The sequence below is a fragment of the Vibrio sp. Vb1337 genome (genome assembly GCF_033338715.1).
Lineage (GTDB): Bacteria > Pseudomonadota > Gammaproteobacteria > Enterobacterales > Vibrionaceae > Vibrio > Vibrio alginolyticus.
Window position 1 is genome coordinate 1 of sequence record NZ_JAWOTD010000019.1, and the last position, 15,087, is coordinate 15,087.

12 protein-coding genes are annotated in these 15,087 nt (G+C 45.0%); 10 read left to right on the plus strand and 2 right to left on the minus strand.

Annotated elements, in window-relative coordinates:
- The first annotated feature begins 631 nt into the window (after positions 1-631).
- The 9 genes from R7E42_RS18445 (at position 632) to luxS (ending at position 11,184) form a co-directional block, all read left to right on the plus strand.
- On the plus strand, positions 632-889 hold the full coding sequence (locus R7E42_RS18445) for an oxaloacetate decarboxylase subunit gamma (RefSeq protein WP_005379932.1): 258 nt from the start codon (positions 632-634) through the stop codon (positions 887-889).
- A gap of 31 nt (positions 890-920) precedes the next feature.
- Complete coding sequence (oadA, locus tag R7E42_RS18450; RefSeq protein WP_318072909.1) at positions 921-2,705, plus strand: sodium-extruding oxaloacetate decarboxylase subunit alpha; 1,785 nt, start codon at positions 921-923, stop codon at positions 2,703-2,705.
- A 9-nt stretch (positions 2,706-2,714) separates the two neighbouring features.
- Positions 2,715-3,845: a sodium ion-translocating decarboxylase subunit beta gene (locus tag R7E42_RS18455; RefSeq protein WP_005379935.1), complete on the plus strand. Its 1,131-nt coding sequence runs from the start codon at positions 2,715-2,717 to the stop codon at positions 3,843-3,845.
- Between the two features lie 123 nt (positions 3,846-3,968).
- Positions 3,969-4,919: an NADP-dependent oxidoreductase gene (locus R7E42_RS18460; RefSeq protein ID WP_318072910.1), complete on the plus strand. Its 951-nt coding sequence runs from the start codon at positions 3,969-3,971 to the stop codon at positions 4,917-4,919.
- On the plus strand, positions 4,913-5,374 hold the full coding sequence (locus R7E42_RS18465) for a YqaA family protein (RefSeq protein ID WP_318072911.1): 462 nt from the start codon (positions 4,913-4,915) through the stop codon (positions 5,372-5,374). The genes R7E42_RS18460 and R7E42_RS18465 overlap by 7 nt, the downstream gene beginning before the upstream one ends.
- Before the next feature lie 9 nt (positions 5,375-5,383).
- Complete coding sequence (locus tag R7E42_RS18470) at positions 5,384-8,227, plus strand: M16 family metallopeptidase (RefSeq protein ID WP_017820389.1); 2,844 nt, start codon at positions 5,384-5,386, stop codon at positions 8,225-8,227.
- 156 nt (positions 8,228-8,383) lie between these two features.
- Positions 8,384-9,952, plus strand: a complete 1,569-nt coding sequence (gene gshA, locus R7E42_RS18475) for a glutamate--cysteine ligase (RefSeq protein WP_005385430.1) — start codon at positions 8,384-8,386, stop codon at positions 9,950-9,952.
- Between the two features lie 23 nt (positions 9,953-9,975).
- Positions 9,976-10,581 carry a hypothetical protein gene (locus tag R7E42_RS18480; RefSeq protein ID WP_169644374.1) on the plus strand — a complete coding sequence of 202 codons (606 nt, stop codon included), beginning with the start codon at positions 9,976-9,978 and terminating at the stop codon, positions 10,579-10,581.
- 84 nt (positions 10,582-10,665) lie between these two features.
- Positions 10,666-11,184 carry an S-ribosylhomocysteine lyase gene (luxS, locus tag R7E42_RS18485; protein ID WP_054574813.1) on the plus strand — a complete coding sequence of 173 codons (519 nt, stop codon included), beginning with the start codon at positions 10,666-10,668 and terminating at the stop codon, positions 11,182-11,184.
- Positions 11,185-11,254: 70 nt separating this feature from the next.
- On the opposite strand, the gene R7E42_RS18490 is transcribed toward luxS, so the two are convergent.
- Together R7E42_RS18490 and R7E42_RS18495 are read right to left on the minus strand one after the other, a co-directional pair.
- On the minus strand, positions 11,255-12,535 hold the full coding sequence (locus tag R7E42_RS18490) for an HlyC/CorC family transporter (RefSeq protein WP_005379948.1): 1,281 nt from the start codon (positions 12,533-12,535) through the stop codon (positions 11,255-11,257).
- Between the two features lie 124 nt (positions 12,536-12,659).
- Positions 12,660-13,454 (minus strand): inner membrane protein YpjD, encoded by a 795-nt coding sequence (locus tag R7E42_RS18495; RefSeq protein ID WP_005379950.1) that lies wholly within the window; start codon positions 13,452-13,454, stop codon positions 12,660-12,662.
- Between the two features lie 224 nt (positions 13,455-13,678).
- Here R7E42_RS18495 and ffh point away from each other — a divergent pair, with 224 nt between their 5' ends.
- A complete protein-coding gene (gene ffh / locus R7E42_RS18500) occupies positions 13,679-15,061 on the plus strand; it encodes a signal recognition particle protein (RefSeq protein ID WP_005385423.1) in 1,383 nt (460 codons plus the stop codon).
- Positions 15,062-15,087: the final 26 nt, after the last annotated feature.

The window sequence follows — 15,087 nt, forward strand, 5'->3', positions numbered from 1 at the left end:
GTCCTTAGCTCAGCTGGATAGAGTACCTGGCTACGAACCAGGCGGTCGGAGGTTCGAATCCTCCAGGACGCGCCACTCATTGAAACAGCCTCGCAATTGCGAGGCTTTTTTGTATCTAGACATCTGAAATATGGCGTAGGATCACTAGAAGAGCCTATGTTCCTCTTTTTTAAAAGCGAATATGTGCGTATCTAAGCAATTTGCTATCAAGCTTCTGTCGCATCGTGTGAAATCATCCTGATTATCCCTCCTATACACTGACTTCCATTTTTCATTTCAATCACTCTCATGTAGTCACTTTGTTTGTTATTTGTTTATTTATTGTTAATCTTGTTCATCTTTTTGTTTTTGTTGGTTTTTACTGCGTGAATCCCGATTTGATTTTGAAATCTAAATCGCAGTTTTTATTTATGTCCTCCTTTACTCTGTTCGTAAGGTGATAGCGATTTGAAGTGATTATTTTGTCATGAACTGTGATCTGGGTAGTGAATAAATAATCATTTATCAGGATTACTACAAACCTTCCTTAAACAAAATTGACAAAATTTAACCAATCGAGATAATCCATGGGTCGGGATTTGACACTATTAAAGTCCTGCACGTTGTCAGGATGACAAAGAAAGGAAGCAACATGACTAATATAGGAAGCCTGCTAGTAGATGCGGCCACCCTGATGCTAACGGGGATGGCGGTCGTATTTATTTTCCTCACTATTCTTGTTTATCTCGTTCGGTTAATGTCGAAATTGGTACCAGAAGAAGTACCAGAGCCGATCGCAGCACCAAAAACAAACACTAATATTCAATCAACCTCTTCAGCTGTTAGTCCACAAGTAGTGGCGGCGATCTCGGCTGCGATTCATAAACATCGCGCCTCATTCGCGAAGTAGCCGAACTAGGATTAAAAAGGAGTTTAAGAGCATGTCTAAACCACTAGCTATTACTGATGTGGTCCTTCGTGATGCCCATCAATCACTATTTGCTACGCGTATGCGTATTGAGGATATGCTGCCTATCGCAGCTGAGTTGGATAAGGTTGGTTACTGGTCTCTAGAGACTTGGGGTGGTGCAACATTTGATTCTTGTATTCGATTCTTAGGGGAAGACCCTTGGGAGCGTTTACGTGAACTAAAAAAAGCGATGCCTAATACACCAATGCAAATGCTACTGCGTGGTCAAAACCTTTTAGGATACCGCCATTATGCCGACGACGTAGTAGAGAAGTTTGTGGAACGCGCGCATGCTAACGGCATGGATGTATTCCGTATTTTTGATGCAATGAATGACGTGCGAAACTTCCAGAAAGCCGTTAAAGCAACGGTTGATGTTGGTGCGCATGCTCAAGGTACGTTGTCTTACACAACGAGCCCAGTGCATAACGCAGACACTTGGGTTGACTTGGCAAAACGCCTAGAGGATTTAGGTTGTCACTCGCTGTGTATTAAAGATATGTCTGGCTTACTTAAGCCTTATGAAGCGGAAGAGCTTATCACGCGTATCAAAGCGTCTTGTGATGTGCCATTGGCACTTCATTGTCATGCAACAACGGGGCTGTCTACAGCAACAGCGGTAAAAGCAGTAGAAGCCGGTATTGATATTCTCGATACTGCGATTTCTTCAATGAGTTGTACCTACGGCCATACACCGACTGAAACGGTAGTCGCTATGCTAGAAGGCACCGAGCGAGATACCAATTTGAAACTCGAGCAACTGGAACCTATCGCCGCATATTTCCGTGAGGTACGTAAGAAGTATGCGAAGTGGGAAGGCCAGTTAAAAGGAGTCGATTCACGCATCCTGATTGCCCAAGTGCCTGGTGGTATGTTGACCAATATGGAAGGCCAGTTGAAAGAGCAGGGCGCTGCGGATCGCATTGATGAAGTATTAGAAGAGATCCCTCGTGTACGTGAAGATCTTGGTTTCATTCCATTGGTGACTCCAACTTCACAGATCGTCGGTACGCAAGCGGTGATTAACGTTCTTACTGGCGAGCGCTACAAGAGTATTACCAAGGAAACCGCTGGCCTATTGAAAGGTGAGTACGGTCAAGCGCCAGCCGAGTTAAATGCAGAACTGCAAGCGAAAGTGCTTGATGGTAAAGAGCCAATTACCTGTCGTCCTGCCGATTTACTTGAGCCTGAAATGGAGACGCTTACGGTTGATCTGATGGAGAAAGCGAAATCAGAAGGCATTAAGCTAGCAAGTGAGCGTGTTGATGACGTACTCACTTATGCACTTTTCCCTCAAGTTGGGCTTAAGTTCCTTAAGAATCGTGAAAACCCAGAAGCATTTGAGCCTGCACCAACGCTAGAAGCTGCGAAGCCTGCTGTACCTGTAGCTCAACCAGCAACTGGTGGTGTAGAAACTTATAGTGTACGTGTTGACGGGCAGGTGTATGAGGTGGAAGTTGGCCCTCAAGGTGAACTGACATCTGTTGCTCCTTCTAATGCACCGGCAAAATCGGCTACACCTAGCGCACCTTCTAATGCTTCAGCAGAAGCGGTACCTGCTCCTCTTGCAGGTAACATCTTCAAAGTGAATGTTCAACCTGGTGCTGAGGTAGCTGAAGGCGATGTATTGCTCATCCTTGAAGCGATGAAAATGGAAACTGAAGTACGAGCGGCGCGTGGTGGTGTGGTTCAAGAGCTGAACGTTAAAGAAGGCGATGCTGTCACAGTAGGTGTGCCTCTGTTGAGCCTGGCGTAAGGGAGTATCATGGACGGATTGTTAACCCTTTGGGCAGAAACAGGGATCGCTAACTTCGAGTTCGGCCAAATCTGTATGATGCTGGTTGGTTGTACCTTGCTGTTTTTGGCAATTAAAAAAGGATTTGAACCTTTACTGTTATTGCCGATTGGTTTCGGTGCTATTTTGGCTAATATTCCAAATGCTGGCTTTACTGAGCCTGGTGGCTTGCTCTACTACGTTTACTACATTGGGATTGAATCGGGTGTGTTCCCGCTATTGATCTTCATGGGTGTGGGCGCGATGACCGACTTTGGTGCTTTGATCGCAAACCCAAAAACGTTGTGGTTAGGTGCGGCTGCGCAGTTTGGTATTTTTGCAACACTGTTTGGCGCTATTTTACTCAACTATGTACCTGGCATGGAGTTTTCCATGGCGGATGCATCGTCTATCGCGATCATCGGTGGTGCTGATGGGCCAACAGCGATTTTCTTAGCGAGTAAGCTCTCTCCAGATCTGCTAGGTGCGATTGCAGTCGCGGCATACAGCTATATGGCATTGGTGCCGATCATCCAGCCACCAATCATGAAAGCACTGACAACCAAGGAAGAGCGTCAAATCAAGATGGCTCAGCTTCGTCATGTTGGTAAATGGGAGAAAGTCATCTTCCCGCTTGCTGTATTACTGATGACGATTCTGTTCTTACCTTCAGCTACGCCATTGGTTGGTATGTTCTGTTTGGGTAACTTGATGCGTGAAGCTGGTGTGGTCGATCGTTTATCGAAAACTGCTCAAAATGAATTGATCAACATAGTGACTATCTTTTTAGGTCTTGGTGTTGGTTCTAAGCTGCAAGCTGAGCAGTTCTTGAACCTAGAAACGTTAGGTATCTTGGGGTTAGGCGCAGTTGCATTTAGTATCGGTACTGGTGCGGGCGTCCTGATGGCGAAACTGCTTAACAAGTTCTCGAAAGAAGACATCAACCCACTTATTGGTGCGGCTGGCGTTTCTGCGGTACCAATGGCCGCGCGAGTCGTAAACAAAGTTGGTTTACAAGCTAACCCGCAAAACTTCTTGTTAATGCATGCGATGGGACCAAACGTTGCTGGTGTGCTGGGTTCAGCCGTTGCGGCTGGTATATTGTTAGCACTTGTTGGTTAGACATTATTGAAAATGGAATGATCAACCAATTTACAAAATCACGATTAACTTAGGTTAACAAAATGGTTTATAGTCAAAGGGATGCTTTCGCATCCCTTTTTGTTTTCTTGCAGGGAATGGTTTATGGAACACAAACAGATCGTTATCACTGAGTTTGGTGATGCCAACGTACTCGCGATTCAACATGCTTCTACACCATCACCACAGCCTGGTGAAGTCTTAGTAAAAGTCGCTTTTTCAGGCGTAAATCCTATTGATGTCAAAACTCGAGCTGGGCTCGGTTGGGCGGCAGCGCAGAATAAGGATAATTTACCTTGGGTGCCAGGTTACGACATCTCAGGAAAAGTGATGTCTTGTGGAGAGGGGGTATCACGTTTTAATCAAGGTGATGAGGTGGCTGGATTTATTGGTTTCCCAGTTCGAGGCGGTGGTTACAGTCAATACATATGTGTTCCAGAAACTGAGTTAAGTCATGTTCCTAGCTCTGTCACTTTAGAGGCAGCTGCTGCATTACCGTTGGCGGGACAAACTGCGGCACAAGCTCTCAGTAAGGCTAATGTGAATGAAAACGATCGCGTACTTATCCTCGCTGGAGCCGGTGGTGTTGGACACCTCGCGGTACAAATTGCGATCGCGACGAAAGCGGAAGTCTTTACAACCTGCAGTGAACGAAATCTAGACTACCTTGCGACGCTCGGTGCTCATGCAGTGAACTATCAATTTGCACCAGTGTCAGAACGTGTTGAAGATGTTGATGTTTTGATTGATTTAGTAGGCGGAGATGCTGCGTTAGATGCGCTTAAATGCCTGAAAGACAATGCGAGAGTCATCACCGTTCCAACCATAACTGCTGAGCTGATTTGTGAAAAAGCCAAACTCCTAGGCTTTGAGGCTAGTGGCATGTTGGTTGAACCAGACCCTGCGCAGTTAGATACCTTGTTGTACATGGTCGGCGTTGGCTTACTGAAGACTGAAATTCAACAGGTTTATCCTATGAGTGATGTCATTGGTGCTCACCAGCAGGTCGAATCAGGAAGAACCAGAGGCAAGGTGTTGCTTGATATGACATGCTAGAAGCATTTAACACGAGTTTTGAAAGTTTAGCGCTTTGGTTTTCAGATTCAGCATTATGGGTGCTTTTCATGACCGGTTTTCTCAGTGCCACGTTGTTGCCTGGTGGTTCTGAGGCGGGCTTAGTTGCCGCTCTCTCATTAAATCAATACTCCGTTTCTTCAATTGTTATGGTCGCTACTATCGGTAATACGCTTGGTGGCTTAACAAATTATTGGCTTGGCTTGTGGATTCCCAACAAAGCACAAGAGGAAAAGCACGGTCATACCGCATTAAAGTGGCTCTCTAAGTATGGCTATTGGGGATTATTTTTTAGCTGGTTACCTGTAATAGGAGACCCGCTGTGTTTAGCCGCAGGGTGGCTAAGAATGAAGTTTCTGCCTTGCGTGATTTTAATATTTTTAGGAAAGGCTGCTAGGTATAGCTTACTTGCGGCCATCTATCTCGGATTATTTTAAGGAAAGTACATGAAGATGTTTTGGGTTGGCGCGTGTTCACTGTTGGTGATCACGGGCTGTGCATCAAATACGCCAGTTTCATCACTGCCGAAAGGGGTAACTTTCGTTGAGTCATCGAAAGCTGAAGAAGGCAAAGTTAAGATTCCATACCAAAAGTATAAACTCGATAATGGTTTAACGGTGATCTTAGCTCCTGAAGATTCTGACCCATTGGTCCATGTGGATGTGACTTACCATGTTGGTTCAGCTCGTGAAGAAGTGGGTAAGTCTGGTTTTGCGCATTTCTTTGAGCACATGATGTTCCAAGGTTCAGAGAACGTTGGTGACCAAGAGCACTTCAGGATCATCACAGAGGCTGGCGGCACGTTAAATGGTACAACAAACCGCGATCGTACTAACTACTTTGAAACTGTCCCTGCTAACCAGCTCGAGAAAATGCTGTGGTTAGAGTCTGACCGTATGGGCTTTTTGTTGGATGCGGTTTCTCAACGCAAATTTGAAATTCAGCGTTCGACTGTAAAAAATGAGCGAGCTCAGCGTTACGATAATCGTCCTTATGGCTTAATTTGGGAGCGCATGTCCGAAGCGCTATATCCTGAAGGTCATCCGTATTCGTGGCAAACCATTGGTTATGTTGAAGATCTTGATCGTGTTGATGTGAACGATCTCAAAGCGTTTTTCTTGCGTTGGTATGGCCCAAACAATGCGACTATCACGATCGGTGGTGACTTAGACGTTGAACAAACTCTAGAGTGGGTAAATAAGTACTTCGGTTCGATTCCTCGTGGTCCTGAGGTTGAAAATGCGCCGAAACAACCTGCAAAACTGCAAGAAGACAAATACATCACTCTAGAAGATCGTATTCAACAACCTATGGTGATGATCGCGTGGCCAACAACCTACAACGGCGAAGAAAGCCAAGCGTCTCTCGATACATTATCAGAAGTATTGGGTGGCGGTACCAACAGCGTGCTCTATCAAGACCTAGTGAAGACTCAAAAAGCGGTCGATGCTGGTTCATTCCATGACTGTGCTGAACTGGCGTGTAACTTTTACGTTTACGCAATGGGTGATTCTGGAGACAAAGGCGACCTATCAAAACTGTACGACGAGCTTTTACAATCACTAAATCAGTTTGCGGAAAAAGGCGTGACAGAAGATCGCCTTGAGCAGTTGAAGGGTAAAGCGGAAGCGGATGCTATTTTTGCGCTAGAAAGCGTTAAAGGTAAAGTGACTCAGTTGGCTTCCAACGAGACATTTTTCGGCGATCCTGATCGTCTTGAGCAACAGCTTGAACAAATCCGTGCAGTTACGCCGACTTCGGTAGAAAAAGCGTATACGGACTTTATCCAAGGTAAGAACAAAGTGACCCTAAGCGTGGTCCCAAAAGGAAAAACAGACCTTGTCGTAAAACCTGCGACTTTTGTGACGCCAAAACGTACGCTGCCAGAATATGAGAAGATTTCCGATGACCAATTGGCGTATCGTCGTGCGACCGATAACTTCGATCGCTCAGTGCAACCGCCAGTAGGAGAACCAGTGAAAGCGACGATGCCAGAGCTGTACGAGTTACATTTCAAGAATGGCTCAGAGCTGCTTGGTGCAGTTAGCGACGAAACGCCGACGGTGATGATGCAATTTAGTCTACCTGCAGGGACACGTTTTGTTGAAAAGGGTAAAGAAGGTCTTGCCCAATTGACCGCTGCGATGTTGCAAGAAGGTACAACGAAACGCAGTGTCGAAGAGATTCAAGCTGAGCTTGATAAACTGGGTAGTGTTATCTCTGTTAATGCCACAGGTTATACAACAAACATCAGTGTTTCTGCTCTAGAAAAGAACTTAGAGCCGACGTTAAAAATTGTCGAAGAGATGTTGCTGTCTCCTGCATTTAATCAAGATGATTTCGAGCGTGTAAAAATGCAAGCGCTAGAAGGCCTGGTATATGAGCACCAAAATCCAAGTTGGATGGCGTCACAAGCGAGTCGCCAGGTGCTCTATGGGGATTCGGTTTTTGCTCGACCAAAAGACGGCACGCAAGCAGGTGTCAGTGCATTAACGTTGGATGATGTCCGTGAATTCTACTCGAAGCATTACACGCCACAAAGTGCGCAAATCGTCGTTGTTGGTGACATCAATAAACAGGAAATTGAGCAGCAACTGACGTTCTGGAAAAACTGGCAAGATGAAGCTGCGCCATTGTATGCACCGCAAAGCATTGCTGCATTAGGTGAGCAAAAGATCCATCTTGTTGATAAACCAGGAGCGCCGCAAAGTGTGGTCATGATGGTTCGTCAAGGTATGCCTTACGACGCAACGGGCGATTTTTACCTAAGCCAACTGGCAAACTTCAACTTAGCTGGGAACTTCAATAGCCGCATTAACCAAAATCTACGTGAAGACAAGGGTTACACATACGGTGCTTACGGATACTTCTCTGGTAATCCAGAAACAGGCTCGGTGGTTTTCACCGCGCAAGTACGAGCGGATGCAACGGTTGCTTCGATCATTGAGATGGAAAATGAGCTAAATGAATACTCGCAGTCAGGTATTACTGATGAAGAGATGAAATTTATGCGTCAAGCGGTCGGTCAAAAAGATGCACTGAAATATGAAACGCCAACACAAAAAGCGGAGCTCATCAGTGATATTCTTAAGTACAACCTCGATCATGATTACTTGCAGCAAAGAAACGCTATCGTAGAAAAAGTCGATAAGCAGACGTTGAATGCGCTGGCTCAGAAATGGTTTGATCCAAATGACTATCAAATTATCGTCGTTGGTGATGCTAAATCGTTGCGTCCTCAATTAGAAAAGTTGGGGAAAGACGTAGAAGAGCTTGAAATCATTCGATAGAGTACACATTTAATAGCGGAGAAACGTTTCTCCGCTATTCATCTAGATAAGCAACTTTTCGTGGGTTATTTATCTAGATGCATTAACTATCAATAACTTAGCTTACACTTGTGTTATGTGACAAGTGTCCTGCTCCCAATATAAGCGAACCTCATTTTGACTGATTTTGCTGCGCGACTAAAAAAAGTTGCATCAAACCCCGAAGTATTTAAGCAGTTTGGACGCGGTGTTGAGCGAGAAACTTTGCGCTATCGTCAGGATGGACATCTAGCTACAACTCCTCATCCTGAAGGGTTAGGCTCTGCGTTCACAAATCAATGGATCACAACGGATTTTTCGGAATCATTGTTAGAGTTCATTACGCCTGTGTCACATGAAATTCCAGAACTGATGGCACAGCTGAAAGATATCCATCATTTCACTCAAACCAAAATGGGTGAAGAGAAAATGTGGCCACTATCAATGCCTTGCTACGTCGGCTCAGAGGATGATATTCAGTTAGCCCAGTATGGCTCTTCGAATGCAGCGAAAATGAAAACGCTGTACCGAGAAGGCCTAAAGCGTCGCTATGGCAGCCTGATGCAAATTATTTCAGGTGTCCATTTTAACTTCTCGTTTCCTGAAACATTTTGGGATGCGCTCTATGGCGAGCAAGATGAACAAGCCCGCCAAGATGCTAAGTCTGATGCGTACTTTGCGTTGATCCGTAATTACTACCGCTTTGGCTGGATGATTCCCTACTTCTTTGGTGCATCACCAGCGTTATGTGGCTCTTTTATTCAAGGTCGTGAAACCGATCTGCCATTCGAGAAGATTGGCGGGACATTATATTTGCCGAAGTCGACGTCTTTGCGTTTGAGCGATCTTGGCTATACCAATAGTGCTCAAAGTGTGCTGAAAATTGGTTTTAACAGCATTGACCAATACCTCGATGGTTTGAGTGATGCGATTCGCCACCCATCAGAAGAGTTTGCGAAAATTGGGGTAAAAGTTGATGGTGAATACCGCCAGCTTAATTCCAATATCTTACAAATTGAGAATGAACTGTACGCTCCGATTCGTCCAAAACGTGTATCGAAAAGTGGTGAGAAGCCTTCAGATGCGTTACGACGCGGTGGTGTCGAATACATTGAAGTTCGTTCTCTAGATGTTAACCCATTCAGCGCAGTGGGCTTAAATGAAGAGCAAGTACGATTCTTGGATCTCTTCCTTACCTGGGCGGCCTTGTCAGACTCAGACCCTATGGATAACTGTGAATTAGAGTGTTGGCGCGATAACTGGAATAAAGTCATTGTTTCTGGCCGTGAAAAAGGTCTAATGCTGCAAATTGGTTGCCAAGGTGAGCGTCTATCTCTACAAGATTGGGCACACCGAGTTTTCGTCGAGTTACGTCAAATAGCACAGCAAATGGATATGACCGCTGGTGGCAGTGCATACCAAGATGTGTGTAATCAACTCGAGACATGGATTGATAACCCAGAACTAACGATCTCTGGTCAACTATTAGAGCTAACGAAAGAGCTGGGTGGGCTAGGTAAAGTTGGTTGTACTCTTGGTATGAAGTACCGTGATGAAAACCTAGCTCACGGTTATCAGTACTATTCACAAGATACGATGGAAACGGAAGTAGCGTCGTCCGTGGAAAAACAAAAGCAAGCAGAGCAGAGTGACACGCTTTCTTTTGATGATTTTTTGGAAGATTACTTTGCTTACCTGAAGCAGTAATGACTAACTAAGGATTGGTGGGGTTGAACATTAAGTCGTTAGTAGTAGCGGTACTTGGAAGCGTGTTACTTGCAGGTTGTGCTACGGCACCGCCAAAGCAGCAGAATAACTTATGCGAGATATTCCGAGAGAAATCCGGTTGGTACGATGATGCCAAAGATATGGAAGCTGAATGGGGGACCCCTATTCATGTCGCTATGGCCATCATTAAACAAGAAAGCAGCTTTCGGCACGATGCAAAACCACCTAAAGATTATTTGCTAGGGTTTATTCCTTGGGGACGAGTCAGCAGTGCGTATGGTTACGCTCAAGCTCAAGACCCTGCTTGGGAAGACTTCCAAGATGCGACAGGTCAGGGTGGCTCTCGTACCAACTTCGATGATTCTATGATGTTTGTCGGTTGGTACACTCATGAAACACGGCGTCAGCTAGGGATTTCATTATGGGATCCCTATAACCAGTATCTGGCTTATCATGAAGGGCGAGGTGGGTATAAGCGAGGCACTTATAATCGAAAACCTAGTTTAATCAAAGTCGCTCGACGTGTTGAACAAACAGCGAAAACTTATGGCTGGCAGCTGAAGCAATGTCGTCAGGAATTAGAAGACAACAGCAGCTGGTTCTTTTAGCCCACAGTCAGTTCATGTGCTGTAGGGATGAATGACATTTATCCATTACCGAAAGGTACTGGAGTTACAATCAGGAGAGATGTAATGCCTTTACTCGATAGTTTTACCGTGGACCACACTCGTATGAATGCACCCGCTGTACGAGTGGCGAAAACCATGCAGACCCCAAAAGGGGATACGATTACTGTTTTCGACTTACGCTTTACTGCGCCAAACAAAGACATTCTTTCTGAAAAAGGTATTCACACCCTAGAGCACCTTTATGCAGGCTTTATGCGTAATCACCTAAACGGTGATTCTGTTGAGATCATCGATATTTCGCCTATGGGTTGCCGCACAGGTTTTTACATGAGCCTGATTGGCACACCATCAGAGCGGCAAGTCGCAGATGCTTGGATTGCAGCAATGGAAGATGTGCTGAAGGTAGAAAGTCAGAATAAGATCCCTGAACTTAACGAATACCAATGCGGCACGGCAGCAATGCACTCTTTAAAAGAAGCACAACAGATCGCAAAGAACATTTTGGATGCTGGTGTTTCGGTGAACAAAAATGATGAACTTGCTTTGCCTGAGTCGATGTTAAAAGAGTTGCGTATCGACTAGGTGCTCATTAAGAAGCATATTGCCCCAATAAGTAAAAAAAAGCCTGACATGAGTCAGGCTTTTCTTTTGGTTATTTGGATGTCGATTTTTTCTTCTTCGGATAAACACGAACGAGCTTGATTCGGTTCTCTTCAATCTCAACAAGTTCCATTGGGTGACCCGCTACTCTCACGCTTAAATGGCTCTCTGGAATATCTTCCAGGTGCTCCAAAATAAGACCGTTTAACGTTCTTGGGCCATCCGTTGGTAAATCCCATTTCAGGCCTTTGTTAATATCTCGAATATTGGTGCTGCCTTCAATAAGAAAGCTTCCGTCACCTTGAGGACTGATTTCATCAGAGAGGCTTGGAGAAATGGACGTCGTGAACTCACCAATGATCTCTTCCAGAATATCTTCAAGAGTGATTAGACCGATGATATCACCGTACTCATCCACGATCAGACCGATACGTTGCTTGTTACGTTGGAATTTCAACATTTGCACGTTCAGTGGTGTGCCTTCTGGGATGTAATAGACCTCATCAGCAGCACGTAATAGCGTTTCTTTGTTGAATTCGTTCTTTTCCAACATCAGACGATAAGCCTCGCGCAAGCGCAGCATGCCAACCACTTCATCAATTTGGTCACGATAGAAAACTATGCGTCCATGTGGCGAGTGGGTTAGCTGGCGAACAATGGATTTCCAGTCGTCGTTAATATCGATACCAGTAATTTCATTGCGTGGGACCATAATGTCGTTCACGGTGACGTGCTCAAGATCCAAAATCGACACCAGCATGTCTTGGTGTCGGCGAGGAATCAAACCGCCAGCTTCATTTACCACCGTACGCAGCTCATCGGAGCTAAGATGATCTTCTGCTGAGTGATCCGCTCTTACGCCAAGTAAGCGGATAAAGCCATTCGTAATAAAGTTAACAAGCATCACTAAAGGCGACAGTAACTTCATCAGTATGGTCAATAATATACTGCTCGCGTAGGACACGCGTTCAGGGTAAAGCGCTGCAATTGTTTTAGGGGTAACCTCGGCAAAAACCAGTACAACCATAGTTAGTGCACCGGTTGCGATAGCGACACCTAAATCACCATACAAACGCATACCAATAATGGTCGCGATAGCAGACGCGAGAATATTAACGAGGTTGTTGCCGATAAGAATAAGACCAATCAAACGATCTGGACGGTCTAATAGTCTTTCGACTCGCTTAGCACCCTTATGCCCGTTTTTGGCTAAGTGTTTTAAGCGATAACGATTCAGAGACATCATCCCTGTTTCTGAACCGGAAAAGTAACCTGATATGACGATAAGACACGCGAGTAGCGCAAACAAGATACCCGTAGAGATGTCGTCCAAAACGTTGCTGTTCCTTGTAAGTATTGGGTTATATAACGGTTGAGTAAGTCCGTTAAGTCAAAGAGTTAAGGCGTACTGTATTTTATCTAGCCTAAAATATAAAGGATAGGAGCCCTAGAGCTCCTTAATTCAAGATGATTTCTTTTACAAAGCGACTGCCAAAATATGCCAGAGTCAACAGTGTTGCTCCTGCAACAGCGAACCATGTGACTTTTCTACCACGCCAGCCTTTTTGATAGTGACCCCAAAGTAGTATTGAGTACACCACCCAAGCGATGAAAGAAAGAATGCCCTTATGTGCCTTACCTTGGGCAAACATATCCTGCACAAAGACAAAGCCAGTAATGAGCGTGGCAGTTAACAATAAGTTACCGATCAAAATAATTTTGAAGAGTTGACGCTCCACCATTAATAGAGGCGGCAGGTTTGGGTTAATCGCCAAAGATTTTTTTGCTTTCAGTTTGTGATCCAGCCAAGCCAACTGAAGCGCATAGAGTGCCCCGATAGTTAAAGTCGCGTATGAGAAGAGCGCAAATGAAATATGAATGAGTAGCTTAGGGTCATTCTCTAGGTGCTTTATAAACGTGCTTGGCAAAAATGTGGCAGCAGATAAATTGATGGCAGCAAAGCTATAAACGACAGGCAATAAAAACCACAGTCGGTTTTTCAACATAGCAAGGCTCATGACCAGAGAAATAATAAAACTGATCAAAGAAGCCACGTTGAGAATACTCAGGTTTTGACCTGAACCATCAAAAATCAGATCACTCAAAATCCACGCATGAAAAACAAGCGCACAGGCAGCACTAGCAAACACTGTTTTTGCTTTGATTCCTGACTGTTGTGAGAGTCCGGGTATGATGGTCGCAATCGCCAAGACATAAAGTATGGCGGCCGCGATGGCTATTAAGCTATCCATGAATCCTAAATATTATTGTGCACGATGGAGAAATTATACCTTGCATTACACTTTGGGGCTACGTTATATCCGACATCAATCGTGAGAGATGAGATATTGAAATTAATAAGTTACCGCACCATATATAAATAGAGACAAGAATAGGACAGCGGTACGGGTATGACTCAGACCTTGGCTAATGTATACTCACACTAATTAATCGCCATTTTAGCGAAGAGACAAAGATGTTTGAGAATTTAACGGATCGATTATCCAAAACGCTGAAAAATATCAGTGGCAAAGGTCGTCTGACCGAAGACAACATTAAAGAAACCCTACGTGAAGTCCGAATGGCTCTACTTGAAGCTGACGTTGCGCTTCCGGTCGTTCGTGAATTTGTGAACCGCGTTAAAGAAAAAGCGGTGGGCGTAGAAGTTTCTAAATCTCTGACTCCAGGTCAGGAATTTATCAAGATCGTTCAAACAGAACTTGAAGCCGTAATGGGGGAGTCGAATGAGGCGCTAAACCTTGCCGCTCAACCACCTGCTGTGCTTCTTATGGCTGGTCTACAAGGTGCGGGTAAAACCACATCGGTAGGTAAGTTATCTAAGCTTCTAAAAGAACGCGACAAGAAGAAAGTCTTGGTTGTGTCTGCCGACGTTTACCGTCCTGCGGCAATCAAGCAGCTTGAAACACTGGCATCAGACATCGGTGTTGACTTCTTCCCATCATCACCAGACCAAAAGCCTATTGATATCGCCAATGCAGCGATTGACCATGCGAAGAAAAAGTTCTACGACGTACTTATTGTCGATACCGCAGGTCGTTTGGCAATTGATGAAGAGATGATGGGGGAGATCAAAGATCTTCACGCAGCTATCAACCCAGTAGAAACGCTATTTGTTGTTGACGCCATGACGGGTCAAGACGCAGCAAATACAGCAAAAGCCTTTGGCGATGCGCTACCTCTTACCGGTGTAGTTCTAACTAAGGTTGATGGTGATGCTCGTGGTGGTGCGGCACTTTCAGTACGCCATGTCACGGGCAAACCAATCAAATTCTTGGGTGTCGGTGAAAAAACTGACGCGCTAGAACCGTTCCACCCAGATCGTGTTGCTTCACGTATTCTTGGCATGGGTGATGTTCTGTCTTTGATTGAAGACCTACAACGCAACGTTGACCAAGAAAAGGCAGAAAAGTTAGCGAAGAAGTTCAAAGAGAAGAAAGGTTTCGACCTTGAAGATTTCCGTGAACAGCTCGGCCAGATGCAAAACATGGGCGGCATGATGGGGATGATGGATAAGCTTCCAGGAATGTCCCAGCTACCAGACAATGTGAAAGATAAAGTCGATGACAAGATGTTCAAACAGATGGAAGCGATCATCAGCTCCATGACAATGAAAGAACGTCAACGCCCAGAAATTATCAAGGGCTCGCGCAAGAAGCGTATCGCGGCTGGTTCTGGTGTGCAGGTTCAAGATGTAAACCGCTTACTAAAACAGTTCACCCAAATGCAGAAAATGATGAAAAAGATGCAAAAAGGTGGCATGAAAGGCATGATGCGCAACATGCAAGGCATGATGGGCGGCATGGGTGGTGGCGGTGGCTTCAACCCATTTGGTCGTTAATTAATCGATCACGCATAGATTCAGGG

What these genes read in the sequence shown, in the direction of transcription:
- ffh (WP_005385423.1), top strand. Translation starts at nt 13,679, where the DNA reads ATGTTTGAGAATTTAACGGATCGATTATCCAAAACGCTGAAAAATATC.
- R7E42_RS18460 (WP_318072910.1), top strand. Translation starts at nt 3,969, where the DNA reads ATGGAACACAAACAGATCGTTATCACTGAGTTTGGTGATGCCAACGTA.
- R7E42_RS18455 (WP_005379935.1), top strand. Translation starts at nt 2,715, where the DNA reads ATGGACGGATTGTTAACCCTTTGGGCAGAAACAGGGATCGCTAACTTC.
- R7E42_RS18445 (WP_005379932.1), top strand. Translation starts at nt 632, where the DNA reads ATGACTAATATAGGAAGCCTGCTAGTAGATGCGGCCACCCTGATGCTA.
- luxS (WP_054574813.1), top strand. Translation starts at nt 10,666, where the DNA reads ATGCCTTTACTCGATAGTTTTACCGTGGACCACACTCGTATGAATGCA.
- R7E42_RS18465 (WP_318072911.1), top strand. Translation starts at nt 4,913, where the DNA reads ATGCTAGAAGCATTTAACACGAGTTTTGAAAGTTTAGCGCTTTGGTTT.
- oadA (WP_318072909.1), top strand. Translation starts at nt 921, where the DNA reads ATGTCTAAACCACTAGCTATTACTGATGTGGTCCTTCGTGATGCCCAT.
- R7E42_RS18470 (WP_017820389.1), top strand. Translation starts at nt 5,384, where the DNA reads ATGAAGATGTTTTGGGTTGGCGCGTGTTCACTGTTGGTGATCACGGGC.
- R7E42_RS18495 (WP_005379950.1), bottom strand. Translation starts at nt 13,454, where the DNA reads ATGGATAGCTTAATAGCCATCGCGGCCGCCATACTTTATGTCTTGGCG.